Origin of the sequence: Bullifex porci, from assembly GCF_009695635.1 — a bacterium.
Classification (GTDB): Bacteria; Spirochaetota; Spirochaetia; order Sphaerochaetales; family Sphaerochaetaceae; genus Bullifex; species Bullifex porci.
Map to the genome: position 1 here is coordinate 12,161 of NZ_VUNN01000004.1, position 21,962 is coordinate 34,122.

At 33.8% G+C, this 21,962-nt stretch carries 19 protein-coding genes; 3 read left to right on the plus strand and 16 right to left on the minus strand.

Translation table 11 applies throughout. The annotated features are described in order from the left end of the window. Window positions 1-55: 55 nt before the first annotated feature. Genes FYJ80_RS03225 through FYJ80_RS03235 form a run of 3 tightly spaced genes read right to left on the minus strand, consistent with a single transcriptional unit; the run spans window position 56 to window position 3,512 of the window. Window positions 56-1,657 (minus strand): ABC transporter substrate-binding protein, encoded by a 1,602-nt coding sequence (locus FYJ80_RS03225; protein ID WP_154424690.1) that lies wholly within the window; start codon window positions 1,655-1,657, stop codon window positions 56-58. Window positions 1,658-1,668: 11 nt separating this feature from the next. After that, complete coding sequence (locus FYJ80_RS03230; RefSeq protein ID WP_154424691.1) at window positions 1,669-2,550, minus strand: ABC transporter permease; 882 nt, start codon at window positions 2,548-2,550, stop codon at window positions 1,669-1,671. A gap of 8 nt (window positions 2,551-2,558) precedes the next feature. Further along, on the minus strand, window positions 2,559-3,512 hold the full coding sequence (locus FYJ80_RS03235; protein WP_154424692.1) for an ABC transporter permease: 954 nt from the start codon (window positions 3,510-3,512) through the stop codon (window positions 2,559-2,561). A gap of 254 nt (window positions 3,513-3,766) precedes the next feature. Between FYJ80_RS03235 and pepT the strand changes: the two genes are divergently transcribed. Together pepT and FYJ80_RS03245 are read left to right on the plus strand one after the other, a co-directional pair. Continuing rightward, window positions 3,767-4,984: a peptidase T gene (gene pepT / locus FYJ80_RS03240; RefSeq protein WP_154424693.1), complete on the plus strand. Its 1,218-nt coding sequence runs from the start codon at window positions 3,767-3,769 to the stop codon at window positions 4,982-4,984. A gap of 7 nt (window positions 4,985-4,991) precedes the next feature. Next, window positions 4,992-5,633 (plus strand): GntR family transcriptional regulator, encoded by a 642-nt coding sequence (locus tag FYJ80_RS03245; protein WP_154424694.1) that lies wholly within the window; start codon window positions 4,992-4,994, stop codon window positions 5,631-5,633. Between the two features lie 5 nt (window positions 5,634-5,638). Here FYJ80_RS03245 and FYJ80_RS03250 read toward each other — a convergent pair whose 3' ends face one another. The 13 genes from FYJ80_RS03250 to FYJ80_RS03310 all read right to left on the minus strand — a co-directional run bounded on the left by FYJ80_RS03250 (window position 5,639) and on the right by FYJ80_RS03310 (window position 20,964). Next, entirely contained in the window at window positions 5,639-6,916 is a 1,278-nt protein-coding gene (locus FYJ80_RS03250; protein WP_154424695.1) for an L-cysteine desulfidase family protein, read from the minus strand. 174 nt (window positions 6,917-7,090) lie between these two features. Next, window positions 7,091-8,572, minus strand: coding sequence for a hypothetical protein (locus FYJ80_RS03255; RefSeq protein WP_154424696.1), 1,482 nt, complete (start codon window positions 8,570-8,572; stop codon window positions 7,091-7,093). Window positions 8,573-8,650: 78 nt separating this feature from the next. Next, window positions 8,651-9,517 carry an HNH endonuclease signature motif containing protein gene (locus tag FYJ80_RS03260; RefSeq protein ID WP_154424697.1) on the minus strand — a complete coding sequence of 289 codons (867 nt, stop codon included), beginning with the start codon at window positions 9,515-9,517 and terminating at the stop codon, window positions 8,651-8,653. 243 nt (window positions 9,518-9,760) lie between these two features. After that, window positions 9,761-10,609 (minus strand): HNH endonuclease, encoded by an 849-nt coding sequence (locus FYJ80_RS03265; RefSeq protein WP_206360938.1) that lies wholly within the window; start codon window positions 10,607-10,609, stop codon window positions 9,761-9,763. After that, complete coding sequence (locus tag FYJ80_RS03270; RefSeq protein WP_154424698.1) at window positions 10,584-12,197, minus strand: ATP-binding protein; 1,614 nt, start codon at window positions 12,195-12,197, stop codon at window positions 10,584-10,586. The genes FYJ80_RS03265 and FYJ80_RS03270 overlap by 26 nt, the downstream gene beginning before the upstream one ends. Next, window positions 12,194-14,065, minus strand: coding sequence for a DEAD/DEAH box helicase (locus tag FYJ80_RS03275; protein ID WP_154424699.1), 1,872 nt, complete (start codon window positions 14,063-14,065; stop codon window positions 12,194-12,196). Before FYJ80_RS03275 ends, FYJ80_RS03270 begins: the two co-directional genes overlap by 4 nt. Continuing rightward, window positions 14,062-14,886 carry a hypothetical protein gene (locus FYJ80_RS03280; protein WP_154424700.1) on the minus strand — a complete coding sequence of 275 codons (825 nt, stop codon included), beginning with the start codon at window positions 14,884-14,886 and terminating at the stop codon, window positions 14,062-14,064. The genes FYJ80_RS03275 and FYJ80_RS03280 overlap by 4 nt, the downstream gene beginning before the upstream one ends. Before the next feature lies 1 nt (window position 14,887). After that, complete coding sequence (dcm, locus tag FYJ80_RS03285; protein WP_154424701.1) at window positions 14,888-16,033, minus strand: DNA (cytosine-5-)-methyltransferase; 1,146 nt, start codon at window positions 16,031-16,033, stop codon at window positions 14,888-14,890. A 312-nt stretch (window positions 16,034-16,345) separates the two neighbouring features. Next, a complete protein-coding gene (locus tag FYJ80_RS03290) occupies window positions 16,346-17,236 on the minus strand; it encodes an N-acetylneuraminate lyase (protein ID WP_154424702.1) in 891 nt (296 codons plus the stop codon). Window positions 17,237-17,248: 12 nt separating this feature from the next. Further along, the gene (locus tag FYJ80_RS03295; RefSeq protein WP_154424703.1) at window positions 17,249-18,529 is read right to left on the minus strand and encodes a TRAP transporter large permease; all 1,281 of its coding nucleotides are present in this window, start codon (window positions 18,527-18,529) and stop codon (window positions 17,249-17,251) included. A gap of 1 nt (window position 18,530) precedes the next feature. Next, entirely contained in the window at window positions 18,531-19,091 is a 561-nt protein-coding gene (locus FYJ80_RS03300; protein WP_206360939.1) for a TRAP transporter small permease, read from the minus strand. Between the two features lie 55 nt (window positions 19,092-19,146). After that, window positions 19,147-20,172: a TRAP transporter substrate-binding protein gene (locus FYJ80_RS03305; protein ID WP_154424705.1), complete on the minus strand. Its 1,026-nt coding sequence runs from the start codon at window positions 20,170-20,172 to the stop codon at window positions 19,147-19,149. Between the two features lie 12 nt (window positions 20,173-20,184). Then, a complete protein-coding gene (locus tag FYJ80_RS03310; protein WP_154424706.1) occupies window positions 20,185-20,964 on the minus strand; it encodes an HpcH/HpaI aldolase family protein in 780 nt (259 codons plus the stop codon). A gap of 201 nt (window positions 20,965-21,165) precedes the next feature. Between FYJ80_RS03310 and FYJ80_RS03315 the strand changes: the two genes are divergently transcribed. Then, window positions 21,166-21,960, plus strand: coding sequence for an SDR family oxidoreductase (locus FYJ80_RS03315; protein WP_154424707.1), 795 nt, complete (start codon window positions 21,166-21,168; stop codon window positions 21,958-21,960). Window positions 21,961-21,962: the final 2 nt, after the last annotated feature.

The following is a 21,962-nucleotide window of genomic DNA, read 5'->3' on the forward strand; positions in this document are numbered from 1 at the left end:
CGCCTCATTTCTAAGAGCCTGCCCAATATAGAGCAGGCAATTATTAAATAATAGTTCAGTCCTGAACCTTCCAGAGCCAAACACACTTGTTTGTATTAAGATCAACTGGGATAGTTGGAATATTTGATACTCTTGTTGTATGAGCAACAAGCTGGTTCTGAGAGTAAAGGTATACATATGGAACCTGCTCTTTAATAAGGAGCTGGTATTGATCCATAAGTTCATGTCTTTCAGCTGGGTTAGCTAACAGAGAACTCTTCATACCAATTTCGCCAAGAGTTGGATCTGTAAGCTGAGAGAAGTTGTTAAGGTAACCAACAGTTACGTTTGGAACACTCTCAGTTGGGTCGATAGAACCTTGGAAACCGATGAAACTAAAATCAAAATCTCCATTTCTTGTGTTTGTTAGCAATGTTGGGAAGTCAAGAGTCTGTATTTCTACTTTCAAACCAATCTTCTGAAGATCCTGTTGGATAAGTACAGCTGAGTTCTGTCTGATTGTATTACCTGTTGAAACAAGCATCTTTAATGTCTTAGAAGTATCAAATCCTGAATTCTTGATAATCTGAGCAGCCTTCTCTGGGTTATACTCGATTGGGAGCATTGCTTGGTTGAAGTAAGGATGGTTCTCAACGAGTGGTCCAATAACTGGTCTACCTTCGCCAAGTAATAGAGACTGTACAAGAGTATCTCTGTTTACAGCAATATTAATTGCTTGTCTTACTTCCTGAGGAAGGTGTTGTGTATTAACAACCATTGTCTGGTAACCAAATGAAGGAAGAGACATAGTTTCGATATTCTTAGCACTCTTAGCCGCATCCCAGTCTGTGAGAGGAATTGAGCTATCAGCACTGGTTACATCAATTTCACCACTCATTAATCCAGCGAGAAGATTTGGAGCTGTAACTACACGATAAACAAGTCTATCGAAATCTGGTGCGCCAAGATAATAATCTTTGTTAGCCTTGAACTCTACTCTTTCACCAGCAATCTGGCTATCGAAGATACATGGACCATCACTAACAGGATTCTGCCAGAAGCTATCTGTTGCAAGCTTATCATCTGGAATATCCTTCAAAAGATGTGAAGGTATAATATAGAAGTCTCTATTGATTAATGCATATATGATTGTAGGATCCATTGGAGACTTTAAATTAAACTGTACTGTATGATCATCGACTGCAATAACTTCAATACTATTTGGAGCTAATTCCATACCTGAGTCATCTGTACCTTTGAAGTACTGCATTCTAATGCGTCTTGGATATGCAAATTCAGCAGATGAAGCAACCTGTGCAGAATAAACTACGTCCTCAGCTGTTACAGGTGTACCATCTGTCCACTTTGCATTTGGATTTAAGTGATATGTAATTACATCACTTGCTTCATTTGCTTCCCAGCTTGAAGCAAGACGTGGATCAAATGTTCCATCTGTCTTGATAACCATCAAACGCTCAAACATTAAATCAATAAGGTTATCTGATCCCTGGTTAGTTGTATTCATTGGCATGAATGTATCCCAGTTACCTGTTTGTGCGATTGTTACTACCTTCTCAGTCTTAGCTTGAGAAGTTGTCTTTGACTCTTGAGCTCCACCAGCAAATACTACTGATAAAGCAACAAAAGTAATAAGAAGAAGTGTAAATAATCTTTTCATTTTATCCTCCGTTATTTCTTTTTTATTGTCATTTTTGAATCAAGAGCATCACGTAAGCCATCGCCAATAAAGTTGATGCTACAAACTGTAAGAACTAATAAAATACCTGGTGGTATCCATAGCCATGGGCGATGTGATAGTACAACTATCGATTGAGCTGCATAGAGAATATTTCCCCAGCTAGCCATTGGTGGTTGAACACCCATACCTAAGAAGCTTAATGCTGATTCCTGAATAATTGCTTGGGCCATTCTGAATGTAAAGTTAATTAATACAGGGGTAAAAGCATTAGGTATAATATATGAAACTAATATTTTAAAATCCTTTGTACCAATTGCTTTAGCAGACTCTACATATTCTTTATTTCTTACTGTAAGTACATTACCATACATAAGCTTTGCAAAGTCGGTCCATCCTAAAACACCAATTACTAATGTAACAGTCCAAACAGAGGGACCAAATATAGCAACTAGTACTAGAATTAATATCATTGAAGGGAATGACATAAAGATATCAGCTAAACGCATGATGATTGTCTCCCAAATTCCGCCATAGTAACCAGCAATTAAGCCTAAAGGAATTCCTACAACCATACTGATAATTGCTGAAAGTAAACCGACTTGAAGAGATACTCTTCCTCCATACATCAAACGAGCAAAAACATCTCTACCTAAATCATCACAGCCAAAAAAATGTGCTTTACTAGGAGCTGCATTAAAAGCTGTAGGATCAGATGTGTATGGGTCCATATTAAAGATAATAGGAAGCAAAATTACGCAAATAAGCTCTATTATGATTACTATAAGGCCTACCATTGCAAGTTTATGAGATAAAAATCTCTTTACAACGTCCTTGTAATAGGAGTCTGCTTTAATATTTTTATTATTTTCCATAGTAGCTCCTATCTCTTTTCTCTAATTTTTGGATCTAAAAATCCATAAACAATATCAACAACAACATTACCAATCAAAACTGCTACAGCTATTACAACTGTGATACCCATAATTGCAGGATAGTCACGTGCATTAATTGACTGAACCATCAAGTTACCTAGTCCTGGCCATCCAAATACTTGTTCAGCAACTACAGCACCACCAAAGAGGAAAGGGATCATAGTGCTGAGTACAGTTACAACTGGTATAAGTGCATTTCTAAGTCCATGCTTTATGATAACAATTCTTTCTTTAAGACCTTTGGCTCTTGCAGTTCTAATGAAATCTTCTTGGAATACCTCAAGCATACTTCCACGAGTCTGTCTTAAAATTGAACCAATATTAAAAATAGCTAAGACAGCTGCTGGAAGAATTAAATGCTTCATTAAGGACAAAATACTTCTTGTTCCTGAGTCATACATTCCACCCATTGGAAGTATTCCTAATTTTACAGAGAAGACATAAATTAAGATTAATCCTGTAAAAAATGTTGGAGTTGATGCACCAACAAATGAAAGCCCACTAGAAATATAATCCCAAGCAGAATAAGGCTTATAAGCACTCATTATTCCAAGTGGAACTGCAATCAAGATAGCAATTACTGTACTTATTACAGTTAAAAGTAATGTCGGCCCTAATCTCTCTAGTACCATTTGTGATACTGGAAGATTAGTTCTATAGGATGTTCCAAGATTACCTCTTAACATATTACCAAGCCACCTAAAATACTGCACAACAATTGGGTCATCAAGTCCCATTTGATGCTCAAGAACCGCACGATCTGCCTCAGTTGCCATCGGGTCCGCAAGAAGTAGTTCAAGTGGAGATCCTGGAGCAAGGCATGAAATAATGAAGACAAGAATAGTTATCCCAAAAAAAGTTGGGATAGCAACTAGTAATCTCTTCAATACATATTTGCCCATTTTTTACCTCCAAAGGGAGAATCTATTTGTCTTTTTCTGATATTATTACTGCAATATCACTGATATTATCACTCGGATTATTAGAGCCGTCAACAAAAAGTTTATAATTCTTTAAAATAGTTTAATTTGTTACTATAAAAGACAATCTTTATTTTTTAGCTTGACAAATATATGTTAAACTCAAATAATTATATCTGTCTTTTGTTCTGATTTATTTATGCAACCATCATTATTATTGATAGGAGATGCTATAAATGAAGCCATTTGAACGCCTTTTAAAATATGTAACCTTTGATACAGAGTCTCAAACAAACTCTACTACTTTTCCTTCTACTTTAAAGCAACTTGAATTAGCTAAATATCTTGTTACAGAGATGAAAGAGATAGGAATTGATGATGCTTTCCTAGATGATAATGGATATGTATATGGAACAATTAATCCATCAATCGGATTTGAAGAAAAGCCTGGTTTTGCTTTAATTGCACATATGGATACCTCTCCAGATGTAACAGGGAAAAATGTTAAACCACATATAGTTCATTACAATGGTGGAGATATCATATTAAATGAAGAAAAAAATATAGTAACAAAACTATCAGATTTTCCAGATCTAGAAAAACATATTAACCAGCACATAATCGTAACTGATGGGAATACTTTATTAGGTGCTGATGATAAGGCTGGAATTGCTGAAATAATGACTATGGCTGAGACTCTTATTAATGATAAATCTAGAAAGCATCCATTAATTCAAATTGTATTTACACCAGACGAAGAGGTAGGACATGGTGTTGATAAAATTGATATGAATAAAATTAAAGTTAATAAAGGATATACAGTTGATGGAGGTTATATATCAATATTCCAATATGAAACATTTAATGGATCAACAGCTACTATAAAGATAAAGGGTAGAAGTGTTCATCCAGGGTATTCCAAAGGAAAAATGAAAAATGCATGCTTAATAGCAAATGAATTCAATTCATTACTTCCTCAACATGAGATACCTGCTACAACAGAAAACAGAGAAGGTTTCTACCACCTTATGTCTATTAATGCCAATGTGGAAGAGGCAACTCTTAAATATATACTTCGTGACCATGATTATAAAAAGCTTTTACAAAGAGAAGATGTAATAAGAAAAGCAGCAACCTTTATATGTGATAAATATGGCCAAAATACTGTTAAGGTTGAGATTGAAGAAGGCTACAGAAACATGGGTGAAGAAGTAATTAAACACCCAGAGTTAATTGATTCGGCATTAGAGGCAATAAGATCTATTGGAATTGAACCTCAAATAGAAGCTGTCAGAGGTGGTACCGATGGATCTCGTTTATCATTTATGGGCCTTGCCTGCCCTAACCTTCCAACAGGTTGTCAAAATGGCCATAGTAGACATGAGTATATAAGTGTAGAAGATATGGATAAGTGTACTGAAATTCTACTTAAACTATCTTCAATAATGGCATGAGGAAAAAATGGACATATCAGATAAAACAGAGTTTACATACACAGCTATACTCAAAGACATTATTAGAAATGTTTACAACCAAAGTTCAATAATTACTGAAAAGAGTTTATTAAATAAATATCAGGTATCACGTTCTCCTGTTCGAGAGGCTCTATTAATGCTTTGCAATGAAGAAATATTGCAAAGCGTTCCTAGAGTTGGTTATAGGATAAAACCTATAAGCATAAAGGGTATTAAGGATGCTATTGCTCTTAGATTAATTATTGAACAAGCTGCTATGGAAATTTATTTTCCCAAGCTAACAGATAAAAATATAGATAAACTGGAAGAGTTATATAAAAAAGGAGAGGAGATAGAAAAGGAACAGGATGCTTTCATTCATTGGAATTTAAATAAAGAATTCCATCTTACATTAACAGCTATGAGTGGTAACTCATACTACACTAAGACATTAGAGAAAATAATGAAGCAATGCTTTAGGGGAGCTTCTCAATACTATGGAGAGTCATGGGAAAATAATCTCCATAGAGAAGACATGCGTTGGCATAGAAAATTAATAGATGCATTAAAAAATAAAGATAGTGTTGAAGCAAATAAAATATTATGTAACGACATCAACGACTATCTTTGTAGCTTTAATACATTTTGATGATATTAATTATTATCAAGCATTACGTCTAAGATTACTTTATCTGTATCACGCATTCCATTTGATGCTATTTCACCAATTCCAGATACCGTTTCCTCAACATTTTGCTTTACGATACCTTCGCCTGAATGATAAACACGGTTTCTCATAGCCATTTCATGCGCTATGTAAGCAGCATTTACTGCTACTGCTATTTTTCCAGCACAGGAAGGTTTTGCACCATCGCAAATCATACCCGAGATAGTGGCAAGAGTATTAACAATTGTATCATCAATTTCTTTCTCGCTACCACCGTCAAGCCATGTAATAGCAGCGCCTGAGCCACATGCAGCACATACAACGCCACAATAAGCAGAAAGTCGTCCGATGAGTGTTTTTTGATGGATTGCTAATAAATTTGAAAGTGCAAGTGCTCTAATTAACTTCTCTTCACCTACGTTCTTACTATTAGCATATACAATTACTGGAACCGATACTGTTATACCTTGGTTACCACTTCCAGAATTAATGATAACCGGAAGAGAGCAACCACTCATTCTTGCATCGCTACCAGCGGCTGCAGTAGCAGCTGCTGCAGATGCAACATTTACAAAAGGATCAACAATAATAGTCTTTCCAACCTCTGCTCCCCATTGATTTGAGAGCCCCTCCTTACATATAGCAATATTGCATTCAATCTGGGGCTTTATTATTTCTTTAATCTTTTCTAGTTCTATATTCTCAGCAAAATCAATTATCCCTGATACTGTCATAGATGTGCGATCTGTTAAGTTATCATTGATATCATTTTCAGAGAAATCTTCCTTATAGATAACTTCTCCATTTTTTTCAATTCTTACGATATTAGTGTGTTGATGGACAACTTCTATAAGAGCACTTTCACTACCACAAGACATTTTAATAATAAAATGGAGCTTAGCATTAGTTTCTAAAAGTGAAACTTTCACCTCATGAGTTTCAATATATTTCTTTATACTTGAAATCTTAGACTCATCAATATTTTCAAGAACCTCAAGATTTTTAGATGCATCACCAAAGAGCATTCCAGCAACAACTGCAGTCTCTATACCCTTCATGCCACCACAATTTGGAACTACTACAGCTTTTACATTTTTAATAATGTTAGCACTACACTCTGCTTCAATTACTTCAGCTTCTTGGCCTAATATCTCTCTACATTTACTTGCTGCATAGGCTAAAGCAATTGGCTCTGTACAACCAAGAGCTGGAAGCAACTCTTCTTTTAAAATATTTAGGTATTTCTCTCTTTCATTATTATCCATCTAACTACTCCAAGTTCATTGATATTATCACTGATAATATCAGTATTAATCACAATCAACATCCTGTCAATAAAAACCCAAATAGTTATTAACCTTTTCCTAATTAAAACAAAAACCACCCTCTATTTATGAGAACACAATAAAGGATGGTCTTATTAAAATATTGTTTTAATCTTAATTATTATTATAAGAATCTTTAAGCAATTCCTTCCTTGATACAGGATCCTCAGCATACTTATTAAGTCCTAGGTTCTTAAACATCAAAGCAACAAATTGATCAAAACTTGTTATGTCTTCACTAATTCCAAAGCATTTTTTGAACTGATCTAATATAAAAGGAGGAAATGAAAATCCAGGATTATCCATTTCTACTTTAGGATTTGAAATAAACTGAAATTCATCATCCCCTTTAAACTCTGAAATAGTTACAGGTTTTACCATAGTTTGATTACCACTATTAATTGTAGGTATTTTTTCATCAAAATTACTCTTTTTTACTGTTCCATTATTGTTATAAAGACAGGCACCAATGTTTTTGTTTTCATTTAAATCATAAGAAAGAGGGAATCCTATTCCGTTAAACTTTTTATCTGGATAGCTAGTGTATTCATCTAATATATCTTGTTTTCTAGCAAGATATTCTAAACTAGAATTATTAAATTCTGATAAGGAATTATAGCCGTTAAAAGCAAAACTCTTTTCTTTAAATACCTTTTTAAGGAAAGCAACTTGGCCATCTAGTTGTAAAGCTTTATCTCTTTTAGAAATATCAATAGCACTACCTACTTCACCTGTTATTGTATCTATTGGAATTCCTGGTAGGTTATCATATTCAGATGGTATATTACTACTATATTTCTCATACTCCATCGAGGTAACAGCATTGTTATTATAGTTCATAAGGAGTTTAGCATCTTCAATAATCATTTTATTAATTTTAGTATGAATTGGTTCTCCAAAACTATAACTATCAATAAAACTTATATGCCTAAAACTTGAACCATTTTCATATAGTTCGCCAGCTTTAAATGAGTAACCATCTTGAGTTTTATCAACAGGAACATTAAATAATTCAAATACAAATATTTGGTCACCAGCGCGCAATTCCCCAAATAAAGGAGCTACAATTTCTCTATATGAGAATTTCTTTTCAACTGTAGAATAATAGTACTCAATTCTACCATTAACTTTATCACCTTCTAAAATATTATATACAATGTATACTCCATCGCTAGTCTTTTCTGCCTTAAATACTTTAATAGGGAATCCATATCCTATAAGATCTTTATTTTTTATGCTTTCAACATAATCATCGGCATCAGCATTTGCACTTTTTAATCCAGGGAGAATAGGGAGTGATCTCATTACATTACAACTCATCCAAAGTCCATAATCAGTACCATCTGCCATGTTAGTTAAACCATCTTCTTTAGTTTGGTCATACCCATAGACAGTACCAAATGGATTACCTGTTTCTGGGAATTTCGTTAAACCTCTAGAATTTGATACATCTGAAAAATCTAGAATAACAATTTCAGATGTTGTTGTCGGTTTTTCCTCTGTTGTAGAACTAGGTGCCTTACTTCCATTATCACATGAGATAAATAGCGATAATGTTAAGATTAATGAAATTAGAACTAATAAATATTTTTTCATTCTTCCCTCTCCCTTTATGGGATTCATATTGCGCCCCAAAATTAGGTATGTCAAGGGAAATAATATGAAATAAGAAAATCAGAAAAGAATTATTGAGTGCTTTTGATTTACCAGCCTTTTATGCCCCAAAAGTTGATCTACACAAGTAATCTTATTATTAATTTCTTTTAGTTCAAATTCACCAGTATGGAACTTTCTATGACACGATGGGCAAAGACAAAGCATATTTGCTCTTTTATCTGGACCATGTTTAGATAATGGAAGAATATGGTGTACATCAGCATTTAAATAAACCCACTGATTTGCTCTTGAAAGATCTTTATTCCATCCTGTTCTTAATATTACATCACCACAAATTTGGCACCTAAAATCATATAAGCACTTTAATGATTCTTTAATAGTTTTAGAACTGTAATGATATATAACATCCTTACACTTCACTATTTTATCTTCATTTTCATTATCATCCGGAAGTTCTATTAACCTTTCATCAAGACGACTAGCAGAATAACTTTTAGTCCAAGTATTCTTTATCCAAGATTGATCTTTTAAACTATCCTTAGGGAATGTATTGCTAATGCTACTTTCATCTAGTTCAACAACAGTGCCATACTTTGCAACGTAATCACGAATATAATAAAAAATCATGCAGAAATTTGGGTCAGTTGCATATTGCATTAATGATGCTAGTACATCAACAATTGGTACGCCCTTAAATATGCCTTGATGCTCCCTTCTTAGGCCTAAATAGTGCAATATACCCATAGATTTATATCCTCGGTAATCTTTTCCAGGGCATAGAAATTCACTATCTAATTGTCTTGTAGCTTTTCCTTCAACAATCCATCCATATACAACATACATTCTTTGTTCATCAGAAAACTCATTGAACTCTCTAGGTCTAGAATTTGTAAAGTCTAATGGTGGAATTGTTAGCAATCTCAAACGAATACTCCTTAAATGAACAACTACTACGAAATGTATTATAGCATAGAAATCTACAGCTATGGATTCCTTCGTATTATTTATATAGATTTATTATAAAGATATAATTGCCGTTTGCATCCTTTGGCGGTCGCAAATGCGTTTTAGAACGACCGTTTTGCTCTGCAAAGTAGGCCGTTAGCTTATGCCATATGCAATATGTAGTCAAATATTGAATTTATTGAACAAAAAGAGCCTTTTTATTTATCTTTTATTTTTTAAGTTGACCAATTCCTTTGGCAAATAGGGTGGATTCTTTCTGTGGATCATTGAATGGCAATTAGAACAAAGAGGAATAAGATCATTTTCGGGATTAATAACATATTGCTGGCCAATAGCTGATACAGGAATAATATGATGGACTTCTATAAAGCCTTTACCTATTTCTCCATATTCCTTCTCAAAATCAAAACCACATATTGCACACCTGCAACCATATTTGTCGATGCATATCCTTCTTGCGACTGGGTTCCTTTCATATTTTCTGCTCTTAATTTCATTTGCATCACCCTCGTAAAGAATTTTATTATTATCAGTCCTTTCGATTGGGACAAGGGAAAGAAATAGACTGATAACATTAATAGAGATACCGAGAAAATTATTAATTTCTTCTTCAGATCCTTCAATAAAAATAAATGGTGACTTTGTTACATAGATTTCTATTTTATTCCAATGACTAGGCCACGAGTTTATTTCCAAGGGATCAACTTCACTATCATTTAAATTAACATTTACTTTGCATCCAGCAGTAATAAGTTCTTTTACTACGACTTTGAAAACTGCTTTCATGGAATCATCAGCATGCTCCATAGAAGAAACAAAACATCTTCCATATTTCTGAGGCTTAAGAGTGGCATTAAATCTAATATTATCTCTGACCCTGATATTGACTTCGAAAAGGCTTTCATCATCATTTACGGGGAAAATTCTAAATTTGGTTTCCTTATTTTTGTTGAGTACATCAATTGCAAACGGGAGGTCAAACTCCCGTTTAAGACAATCAATTAAATTCTGTGCTATCAACTGATTATTCATTATTTTCTTCATCTTCATCTATGTCTGGATCAGGGAGATCTGCAACAAGCTTCTTTAAAGCATATGATGTTTTATATCTGATGTCTTCATAATATTCTTTTACTTTATCATCATAAGTTGAGAACTCTGCTGCACCCAAAGCCCATAAAAGAGAATCCATTCCAATAACAGTAACATTATTACTCAGTGTTGGATAATATATTTTCTGATAATAAGGATGGCTCTTATTAATCTGAACTGCTTGTTTCCCATCTGAAAGACAAGGCTCCCACAAAGCTCCTGATTGAATATTATCAACTAGGACTATACGACATTTTGTTTTATCATTTGGATTTAATACTGATATTTTATGGTTAAAGGTACCGTGTTCATTTGTGATTTTTACAGAATCATCGCCTGTTGCAATAACCTTAGCTTCTTCAATACTTGACGCTTTTTCCTCTACATTCATATTTGATGGAGCATGAGCATCCGTAGGAGTCGAAACTACTTTCTTAGTTTGTCCTGTTCTGTATCGTTTTTCAGCTTCTCTTCTAGATGGTTGAAGAACTTCTTTCAATGTATCAAGAATTTCAGGTACCAAATTAATTCTAGATTTTTTGATATCTACGTTAAGGAATTCATCAAGGGTATAATCAAATGAGAAATCAACTCTTAACAGCGATAAGTGAGGCTCTCGTGTATATAAACCAAGCCAATCACCATAGTGTATTAGTCGGTTCTCACGGTAAATATAAATACCTTGATAATCATTTGTGATATTTGCTTCTTCCCTTGCAGCCTTTGTCTGAATCTGTTCTCTTCTTGGCAAAATATAAGCTTTAATTGTAAAACCTGATGTATTTGATTGAAAATCAGTATCTACTTGAAAATATTCATTTGCTGTTAAATCAGAACCTAGGGAGATGCAAAAAGGATCCCATGCTTTCACTTCTTCTCCATTAATGAAGATTTGTATGTTCTGAACATTGTTGAAAGATTTATCAAGGAATCTCTGAAAGACCATTCCTACATGTTTTCTAAGACTGTCAATAATTTTATTCAAAGCATTAATTTCTGCTTTTTTAACCTGATAAGTTTTCTTTAGCAACCTATCAACATCTTCCCATATCACCAATGTTCCAGTACCTGTTTCACCGGCAGTATAGTTTATTAAATCAATATCATCTAAATTAGGCTCAAGAATTTTAATAAGCCAGTCTTCCTGCTGAGCGACATAATCCAAATCCCATTGAAACTTTCTGATGACCATATCTGATCCACGTGAGACAACTGAAAATTTTTTACAAAATGCTGTTGAGCTTGTTTTAAGACCTAGTCCAAACTTTCCCAAACTTGATGGATCAGGGCGTTTTTGAGAACCATACATCATGGCATTCTGAAGCTCCTTCTCGTTCATACCACAACCATTATCTGCAATATAAACATATATTTCACCTGTTGCATTTCGCTCGATTGTAACATCAACCCTATAAGCATTTGCAGCAATTGAATTATCGATAATATCGGCTATTGCGGTATTAAAACTGTATCCTGTATCTCTCAAACCCTCCATAACTCTCTGAGGACTTGCAGGAAGTTTTAAAGTACTGAAGTTTTCGCTCATATATTAATTTCCCCCTTTGGCGTTTTCTTTAATGCCTGTACCAAATCAATTTCCAAATCATTACATCCTGTAGTTCCAATAATAGCAGCTTCTCCAATTGCTGTTTTATGGCCCATAAGATCATTAATATACTCTTCAACAGTATCAGAATAATAAAGTCGATGAATGATGACGGTTTGAGTCTGACCTGTTCTGTAAGCTCTTGCTGAAGCTTGGCTTTCAACTGCAGGATTCCATTCAAGATTATAGTGAACAACATGATTTGCAGCGGTAATATTAAGTCCAGCTCCACCTGCTTTTGGATTTACAACAAGGATTGCAGAACCTTTTTGGGATGAGAAATCATCAACTTTCTGTTGTCTGTTATCTGTAGAACCATCTATGAAGTCTGTATAAACACCAAAGCGTATTCTTAAATCCTTCACAATCATTTCATTCATTTTTTTGTAGGTTGTGAAAACAATTAGCTTTTGATCATTGGCTATAACTTCTTCTACAATTTCAAGAAATCGTGAATATTTTGCGGAATACTCTTCTGGAGCCTCCGTAGATAAGGATGCATCAATTAAGAATGGATGAGTACACAGCATTCTTAATTTTGTAAGAATACCCAATGATGCCTTCTTATCTTTATCTGAGTTACGTATATTCTCATAAAGAGTAGATTCAAAATCGCTCATAAGCAATTCCTGATTATCAATAATCTTATCAGGAAGATCTTTTCTTACATCAGCAACTCTTCGCCTAATCATGAATGGTGTAATAATTGGTTCAAGCCGTTCTGCATTTAGCACATCATCATTATAAAGGCTGGTAAATGATGCTAGATCACCAAGGAGGCTAGGATAAACAAAATCGTATATAGACCATATATCAGTAAGGTGGTTTTCAAAAGGAGTACCTGACATAACTATGGAGTTTACTCTTGGTATTTTCTTAATCTGAATAGCTCTTTCACTATCTGGGTTTTTAATATTCTGTCCTTCATCTAGAATAAGAAAATCCCATTTAGACATTTTTAACATTGATAAATCATTAATAGCGGTACCATACGAGGTAATAATGATATTTACATCAAAGAGATTTAAATAAAAACCTGTACGCATTGCACCTGAATGGATTTTAAATGATAAAGTTGGAGCAAACCTGCTGATTTCACGTGCCCAGTTAACAAGCAATGATACAGGTGCAATTATTAATGCATGGATATCAGATTTCTGTGCATGGTAAAGTAGAAGGGTAATTATCTGAAGGGTTTTTCCTAGGCCCATCTCATCTCCTAGAAGGAATCCATGCGCTACACTTAATGTTCTGACCATCCATTCAAACCCCTCCTGCTGATAATGAAAAAGTTTTGCATTTAAATTAATTGGAACCAATGGTTTTTCAGAAGACAATTTAAGAATATCGTCAGGAGTAATACAATCATTTATTTTTATGGTACCGTTAAAACGAAGTTCACGATTCAGGCTAATATAGGAATCAAATTCTAACTTACCATCATCTTGAATACTTACCTTTTCCAGCATTTCATTAAGTATCAAGGCTTTCTCACCCAGATACATCCATCTATCGTTAATTATTACATGATCTACAATCTTCCCATTAAATAAATCAACAGGAACAAAAGTATTGGAATGAAGAGCAATTACTTTAAATATAATAGTTTCTTGCTCAGAATCAAATATAAAGGCACATTCTATGCATGCACAGAGTCTAGAAAAAGATAGCACCTGATTTCCACAATAAAGTTGCGAAATACCTTCGCTCCGTATACATTTAATAATCTCTGAAGCTGATGGATGATAAAGAGAATCTAAACCATCCGAGTAAGCCAAATGGTGGTTACAAATCATCCAGTTTCTCATGTTTTTATTTTAATTTCCTTCTTGGTTTTGCCAGAAATATGAATTATATTCTGCCTAGGAGTTTCCGCAATAGTATCCAGCAAAGAATTATTTGGATACTCTATATCATCAAAAGAATAATTAATACTATCATCATAATCTTGCCACGTGCTATCTCCTAAGTCGACAGTAAATGATGCGATTTCATTTGTAACAGAATCTAGCTCATCATAAGTGCAGTAAGCATACGTAATATCAGCAACATACCCTTGGCTTGCATTAACGAGGTTCAGCATGTTAAGTATTACTGATACATAGAAGTCACCTCTATCTATAGTCTTGCTTCCTGACCACCATTTATAATCAGTTACAAACTTAGTGACGTAGTCTATAGCCTCATTAATCATATTTTTATCTTCTATCTGATTATATTCATCCTCTAAAATCTCACGTAGAGACATTGAGAATTTTTGAACTATTTGTTTATCAGAAGCACCTCTAAGAATTAAGGCCGTGTCATGAGAACAATCAAAGCTATTCTGAACTACCTTTTCAAAATAAGCTTTATATTTGAGTAACTCTCTACATACTTCTTTAGCATATACAGCAAGAGCAAACCACTGATTTGGAATAAAAATCTGTAAATTACTGGATGTTGTAAGTACAGCGGTATATTCATTAAAATCAATACTATGACTACTTTTAACTTCACTTAAGTATTTTGAATAAACATTTTTGAACTCATCTGTTAATTTAACATCATTCCAACTGAATCCGTTACGATAGTTTATCGCCGCATTTCTTATTAGGTATTTCAGATTCCTTACAATTTTTTCTTCCATATCATTTACCCTTATAATCAAGAATAGTAATAATCTGTTCTGCAATTGCATTGATTACAGGAACAGCAACAGAATTACCAAACTCCTTATATGCCTGAGAATCACTTACAGGAATAATGAATTCTTCTGGAAAGCCCTGAAGCCTTGCACACTCTCTAGGGGTTAGTCTTCTTGGGTTTTTACCCTTCTGTTCAATCAGAATTTCAGAGCCATCTTTATAATATCTCGCTGAAAGTGTACTGCAATATTCACTTTTTTCATTGAACAGGCAATATCCAAAGCCATTACCCCTAAGTTTGTGTTCTTTTTTTCTTCTTTTATGTCCTTCCCAGAGAATATCGGAAAGGGTATATTTATCATCGACATTTTGATCAAGGATATTTCCAAGACAGGTTTCTAATTTCTGGGGTTCTGGCATATGGAAATCCTTGTAGTTTTCTACCTGCACTGGATCAAAGCCAACAATATAAATTCTTTCACGATTTTGAGGGACTCCAAAATCTCTTGCTCTAAGCACTTTGTATGAAACTGAATACCCAAGGTTCTCTAATGTACTATAAATTACTTTAAAGGTTTTTCCATCATCGTGCGCAACCAAATTCTTTACATTTTCCAAAAGAAAAGCTTTTGGCTTTTTTTTCTTAAGAATTCTTGCAATCTCAAAAAAAAGTGTTCCTCTTGTATCATCAAAGCCTCGTTTAAGGCCAGCCAAACTAAACGCTTGACAGGGGAATCCTCCAACAAGAATATCATGATTAGGAATGGCAGCTGCATCAACCTGAGTGATATCTCCTGCAGGAGTTTCTCCAAAATTAGCCCGGTATGTTTTTATGGCGTTTTTTTCTATTTCACTGCTGAATAGACATTTAACACGACCTGTCTGATAAAAACCAAGTCTTGTCCCCCCTATTCCAGCAAATAAATCAATCATGGAATAGTCAGCATTATCATCATTTGGAAAAGGTATATTCTCTGGGAAACTTAAAATCTTCTCAAGCTCTACCTCGGACGGAATACTTTCACTTCGCTCCCATTCGCGTATCGTTCTATCTCCATTTTTAGGCATACCAACTGCATCTGCCAGTTCCTTCTGAGTCATTCCTAGCCGAAGTCTTTTCCCTCTTATTAATTCCGCCACAGTGTTCATAATTATTTATAATAACATCGTCGGCTTTGATTATAAAGTGGTCATAATTACCATATGCATTTACTGATAAACTATTTTTAATCATCAAAATAATATAAACACACACTAAAAGTAAGTGTTATTTTTAGTTCAATTAACATCAAATCAATTTTTATTAGAAAACCACTGAATTGTTATTGGCTGATATTAAGGAGAAGAGTATTTACATTTATAAATTTATTCTTAGAATTATGGGAAGAAAAAACTTTATTATTTTTATAACATATACATTAAATAAGCCAAGCATATATAGCTTGACTTATTGATATCCTATTAATTTTCAGTTAATGATGCAATCATGTTATCTGCAACTTTTTTTTCAACATCTGATATTTGGCTGAATGGCCTTCTAACAATACCATAATTTATTCCTTCTAATTTAGAAATCATATATTTTGTAATGGCAAAATGCTTTCCATTCATAACCATTCCATTAATATATTCATTAATTTTAGTTTGTACTTTTCTAGCTGATACATAATCATTTTCACTGCAAAGGTTTCTTAATTTTATTATTAGAGGTGCTATTACATTATATGTACTACCTATCGCACCATTGCATCCTAAAGAAAAACCACATATTGCCATCTCATCAAATCCATTATAAATAATCAAATCTGGATCTGAAGCCCTAATTTGTTGTAGCGCATAAAAATCATTATGAGTGAACTTTAAACCTACTATATTCTTATTTTTCCTAAGTTCTTTCATTATTGCAGGTGTTATTATTACTCCGCTAAATTTAGGCATATTATAAACAATAAAAGGTTTATCACTAGCATTAGCTAAGTCGTTATAATAAGCAACTAATTCATCCTTTGAAAATCCATAATAGAAAGGAGGAACAGAAGAAACACCATCAATAGGAAGATTAGCACAGTGTTTTATCAAATCTATAGATAAATCAGTACCAATATTTCCGCAATGATTAATTATAGCGGCCCTTCCATTATTAGCCTCTATTACCGCTTCAAGTACCTTTTTTCTTTCTTCTGGTGTCATTAAAAAAGATTCTCCAGTACTACCATTTACATAAAACCCATCTACACCCTGGTTGATAAGAAAGTCAACATGCCTTTGTAAAGAATCAAAAAGGATATTCCCATTCTCATCAAAAGGTGTTAAAAGAGCTGTAAATATACCTTCTAGTTTTTTATTATTCATCTTAATCTCCCTCTATTTTAAAATTATACTAGGTAACCATGTTGTCAGTATTGGGCAGTATGTCACAAGTAAAAGAACACATACACCACAAATAACGAATGGCCATACTGTTTTATATAATATTTTAAGTTTTAACCCTGTAACATTTGATGCAACAAATAAAAGCAATCCAATTGGAGGAGTAATAAGTCCTATAGTCAAATTAAGACACATTATAATTCCGAAATGTATAGGATTTATTCCATATTGCATTGCAACAGGGAACAATATAGGCGTTAGCAACAATACAGCTGGAGCGCCATCAAGTAAACATCCAACAATAAAAAGTAGGATATTAAGGAATAAAAGGAATAAGAACTTTGAGTGGATAAACTGCAAGCAAAAAGATGCAACATTTTGAGGAATCTGAAGTGCAGTAAGAACCCATTGCATAGCTCCCGAGGTTGCTATAATAAATAGAACAGATGCAGTCAATCTTGCAGCTTTATACATACTATTTATTAAAGATTTAAGATTCATAGTTCGTCTAAGGCAAGTAGTGACAATAGCGTAAATAACTGCTAAAGCACCTGCTTCAGTTGCAGTACATACACCAGAAACAATGGAACCTAAAATTAGTATTGGAAGCAAAAGAACAGGGAGAGATAATTTAAACTCCATCCATATTTCTTTTATGGTTGCCCTTCTTTCATTCTTTGGTTGATTATATTTTTTTGCATAATAACCACAAAGGAATAAAAAAGCTACACCATATAATACACCAGGTATTGTTCCACCCATAAATAATTCACTTACTGAAACTCTTCCTGCAGCTGCTGCAAATATTATCATAATTGTTGAAGGAGGAATAAGAGGAGCAATAGTTGCAGTTGCTGCTGATACTGTCACAGCATAATTTTTAGTATAGCCAGCTTTTACCATTGCATTCGCGGTTAATACTCCAAGGCTAGCCATATCTGCTGATGCGGAACCTGATATTCCTGCAAAAACCATTGAATCAAGAACGTTTACATAAGCTAACCCACCTCTAATATGACCAATACATACTTGGAAAAAATCAACAATTTTATCAATTAATTTTCCTTCACTCATTATTTCTGATGCTAATACAAAAAGAGGAATACAAAGATAGGTAAAGCTATTAATACTAGTAAATAATTTTTGAGCCATTACCAGCATTTTTCCACCTAGCATCAAAAAAGAAACCCAAGTAGTAAATCCAATTGCAAAACCGACAGGGAAACCTATTACACAACAAATCAAAAACATTGTTATAATAATTATTGCATTCATTTTATTCCTCCTCTACTTCTGGTTTTTCAACAGATTCAAATGGTTCTACATTTCCTGATATAACACCTAAAAATTCTACTAAAGCATTAAAAAGCATAAGAATAAATCCTACTACAGGAATTGAATACAAAACATTTCCAGGAATAAAAAGAGATTCAGTTCTAAATATCTTATTTGCATTAGCAAACTTTATACCATATATAATTGCCGCCACCAAGAAGATGACAATACATACAAATTCAATGTAATAAAGAGCTTTCTTTTTCCATCCAGATAATTTGGAATAAACCATATCAGCTCTAGATAGCTCACCATGTTTATAACAAACACCCATACACAAAAAAGCTAATATGACCATTAAAAGTTTAGACATTTCATCAGTCCAAGGAACAGATTTCCAAGGAAAGAGAGTCTGCTTTACTAGGATATATCTATTAACAACTTGAAAAAATACACACACTGCACACAGGAATATTAAAAGGCTTGCCATGTACTTAATTGCAATCTCTATCCAATCCGATATTTTTTTTACGCGGAAAAATAACTTGTCAATATTTCTCATTTTTTTATTTTGAGGGGGGAGAATCTTCTCCCCCATAGTCTTTAACGATTAATGCTTACTTAAGAGCAGAAATTGCTTCAAGGAAATCATCAACTTCTTTTTCACCGATTTGCTGTTTAGCAATTACCATACAATCTGACTTATATGCATTATGCCAAGCATCTAACTCTTCTGGGGATGGCTCGTAAATTGAAACACCATTTTGTTTTAGTTTTTCTAGACCATTTACAATTATTGAATTAGCAGTAGATCGTGCTGCATCAGCGGCTGCAACAGCGGCATCATCAACAACCTTCTTTAAATCTTCAGGTAAATCATTATAGAATGAGTTGCTAATCATACCACATAGGTAAGCTCCAGTGTGAGCATCAAGAACAAGATATTTCTCAAGTTCATATGTCTTGTCTTGAAGAATATTTGGAACAGCATTTTCGTGTCCATCTACTACACCATTCTGAAGAGCTGTATAAAGTTCTTTAACATCCATTGGAACAGGATTACCACCTAAAGAGTTTACCATTTGAATGAAAAGAGGGTTATTAAGAACTCTTAGTGTTAAACCTTTAATATCTTCTGGTTTTTCTAATGGTACTTTTACAGTAGTAAAGTTTCTAAATCCTTTACTTACTACACCTAGAATTTTAATATTTGTTTTTTCGGCACAATCACTAAAGAATTGCTGTCCCCATTCGCTATCAAACAACTTTGTAGCCTCATCCATTGATGCAATCGCACCAGGAATAGAGAAAAGTAGGGAGCGTTTGTAATAACCAGAAATAGTTGTTATATCACCAATATAAAATTCTATAGTCCCATTAGCTACTCCAGCACATACATCAGCATCAGAACCTAATGAATTACCATAGAAGATATTAAACTTAATTCTTCCATCGGAATTTGCCTCAACATATTCCTTAAATGTTTCGATATATGCAATATCTACAGATTCTGATTTTAAGGTTCCTGAAGCAATAGATGTACCTGCATTCATTTCATAAACCTTCTGACTTTCTGTTGACCCTTGAGCTGCAAGAGTCATAACCATTAGCATTGCAATAGCAATTAATACTAATTTCTTCATAACATACTCCTTTTATTTGTATTTCCTTATTTCTTTACCAATGGAAACCAAGTCCTCGCGCCACAAATTGTAATCACTTGACATAATTACCATTGTTACTCCTTTATCAATTAACTTTTGAGCACTTTCTGCTGTTCTACCTGCAGGGGCCATAATGCCAATACCTCTAGGTTCTGCTTGTTTTCTTAATTTCTCGAGAGAATCAGCAACATATCCATGGTCCATATCATAACCTTCAAATTTATCAATTGAATTTGAAAGATCTGCTGGACCAAAATTAATAGCATCAATTCCAGGAACAGACATAAGATTTTCAATATCATCAACGAATTCAAAATCCTCTAGCATAGGAATAACTAATTCTGTTTCATTGCTATACTTTCTATAGTCACTATTAGGATAGTCTTCAAGGCCATAACAGTCAGATCTAACCCCAATATCAATTCCTCTTCTACCTAAAGGAGGGAATTTAGCACCTCTAACGCAAGTTTTCATTTCTTCAACAGTCTTGATATGAGGGATGATGACGCCTTCAGCTCCTATTTCTAATGCTTTTCTAATCTCCACTTCATCAGGTTTTGTTACTCTTAGAAGGGGACTTATGCCATATAACCTTGCAGCTAGCACTAGTTCTGTACATTGACCTACAGAACGAGGATTATGTTCTGTGTCAATAAAAGCAAAATCCAAGCCACATTTCGCCATCATTTCGATTACCGCAGGATTACCACTACATACGGTCATCCCAAAAACGGTCCTCTTCTTCATTATCTCTTTTAATGAATTTCTCATTTAAACCTCCATTTGTGAGTTCAGTATAGGTATCATTTTTTAGGTTTGTCAAATAAAAAATAGGTTAATATTAGAATTTTTAATATTTATAGGCATTTTTTAGCTATTTATTTTAAAATTTGCCTATTTTTATAAATTAACCTAATTTTCTTGACAGGTATATTACCGAATGTTATCCTTTTGATAATGTAGAGGTAAAATATGCGCGATTACTTTGATTTGACAGGGAAAGTAGCCATAATAACAGGAGGCCATTCATGGCTAGGTTATGATATGGCATGCGTTTTGGCTGAATATGGATGTTCTATAATTATCGCTTCAAGAACAGAAGAGAAAATAAAAAATGCTACAGATAATATAAAGAAACAATATGGGGTAGAAACAAAATATATTGTTTTTGATCAAACTTCTTCTGATGAATGCCAAAGAATGGCTGAGGAAGCAGAAAGCTGGAAAAATCATATTGATATATTAATCAATAATGCAGGTGGCGGTTCTGGTATAAGCGAATGTGATTTTTTGAATAGAAGTCAAAAAGACATAACGGCAGTAATTACTTCAAACCTAATTGGCTCTTTATTATGTACTCAAGCCGTAGGTAGATACATGGTTAAAAGGAGATATGGAAAAATAATCAACATTGGTTCTATAGCAGGAATTGTCGGTAGAGATAGGCGTATCTATACAAAAAATAATAAAATGCAACAACCTGTTGATTATGCGGCAGCGAAGGCTGGAGTAATAGGAATGACAAGAGATCTTGCTGCATATTTTGCACCATACAATGTTCATGTCAATTCCATTTCACCAGGGGGATTTTATAAAAATGAACCTAAAGGTTTTGTTGATGATTACTCAAATCTAACACCTCAAAATAGAATGGGTACAATGGGAAAGGATATAAAAGGTGCCGCTCTTTTCCTAGCTTCAGATGCATCAGACTATGTTACTGGCCATAATTTGGTCGTTGACGGAGGGTTTTCAACAACTAAATAATA

Excerpts from the sequence above, each read along its gene's own strand:
- pepT (WP_154424693.1), top strand. The coding sequence starts at position 3,767 with ATGAAGCCATTTGAACGCCTTTTAAAATATGTAACCTTTGATACAGAG.
- FYJ80_RS03305 (WP_154424705.1), bottom strand. The coding sequence starts at position 20,172 with ATGAAGAAATTAGTATTAATTGCTATTGCAATGCTAATGGTTATGACT.
- FYJ80_RS03255 (WP_154424696.1), bottom strand. The coding sequence starts at position 8,572 with ATGAAAAAATATTTATTAGTTCTAATTTCATTAATCTTAACATTATCG.
- FYJ80_RS03245 (WP_154424694.1), top strand. The coding sequence starts at position 4,992 with ATGGACATATCAGATAAAACAGAGTTTACATACACAGCTATACTCAAA.
- dcm (WP_154424701.1), bottom strand. The coding sequence starts at position 16,033 with ATGAACACTGTGGCGGAATTAATAAGAGGGAAAAGACTTCGGCTAGGA.
- FYJ80_RS03275 (WP_154424699.1), bottom strand. The coding sequence starts at position 14,065 with ATGAGAAACTGGATGATTTGTAACCACCATTTGGCTTACTCGGATGGT.
- FYJ80_RS03225 (WP_154424690.1), bottom strand. The coding sequence starts at position 1,657 with ATGAAAAGATTATTTACACTTCTTCTTATTACTTTTGTTGCTTTATCA.
- FYJ80_RS03300 (WP_206360939.1), bottom strand. The coding sequence starts at position 19,091 with ATGAGAAATATTGACAAGTTATTTTTCCGCGTAAAAAAAATATCGGAT.
- FYJ80_RS03295 (WP_154424703.1), bottom strand. The coding sequence starts at position 18,529 with ATGAATGCAATAATTATTATAACAATGTTTTTGATTTGTTGTGTAATA.
- FYJ80_RS03230 (WP_154424691.1), bottom strand. The coding sequence starts at position 2,550 with ATGGAAAATAATAAAAATATTAAAGCAGACTCCTATTACAAGGACGTT.
- FYJ80_RS03270 (WP_154424698.1), bottom strand. The coding sequence starts at position 12,197 with ATGAGCGAAAACTTCAGTACTTTAAAACTTCCTGCAAGTCCTCAGAGA.
- FYJ80_RS03265 (WP_206360938.1), bottom strand. The coding sequence starts at position 10,609 with ATGAAGATGAAGAAAATAATGAATAATCAGTTGATAGCACAGAATTTA.
- FYJ80_RS03290 (WP_154424702.1), bottom strand. The coding sequence starts at position 17,236 with ATGAATAATAAAAAACTAGAAGGTATATTTACAGCTCTTTTAACACCT.
- FYJ80_RS03280 (WP_154424700.1), bottom strand. The coding sequence starts at position 14,886 with ATGGAAGAAAAAATTGTAAGGAATCTGAAATACCTAATAAGAAATGCG.
- FYJ80_RS03235 (WP_154424692.1), bottom strand. The coding sequence starts at position 3,512 with ATGGGCAAATATGTATTGAAGAGATTACTAGTTGCTATCCCAACTTTT.
- FYJ80_RS03310 (WP_154424706.1), bottom strand. The coding sequence starts at position 20,964 with ATGAGAAATTCATTAAAAGAGATAATGAAGAAGAGGACCGTTTTTGGG.
- FYJ80_RS03315 (WP_154424707.1), top strand. The coding sequence starts at position 21,166 with ATGCGCGATTACTTTGATTTGACAGGGAAAGTAGCCATAATAACAGGA.
- FYJ80_RS03250 (WP_154424695.1), bottom strand. The coding sequence starts at position 6,916 with ATGGATAATAATGAAAGAGAGAAATACCTAAATATTTTAAAAGAAGAG.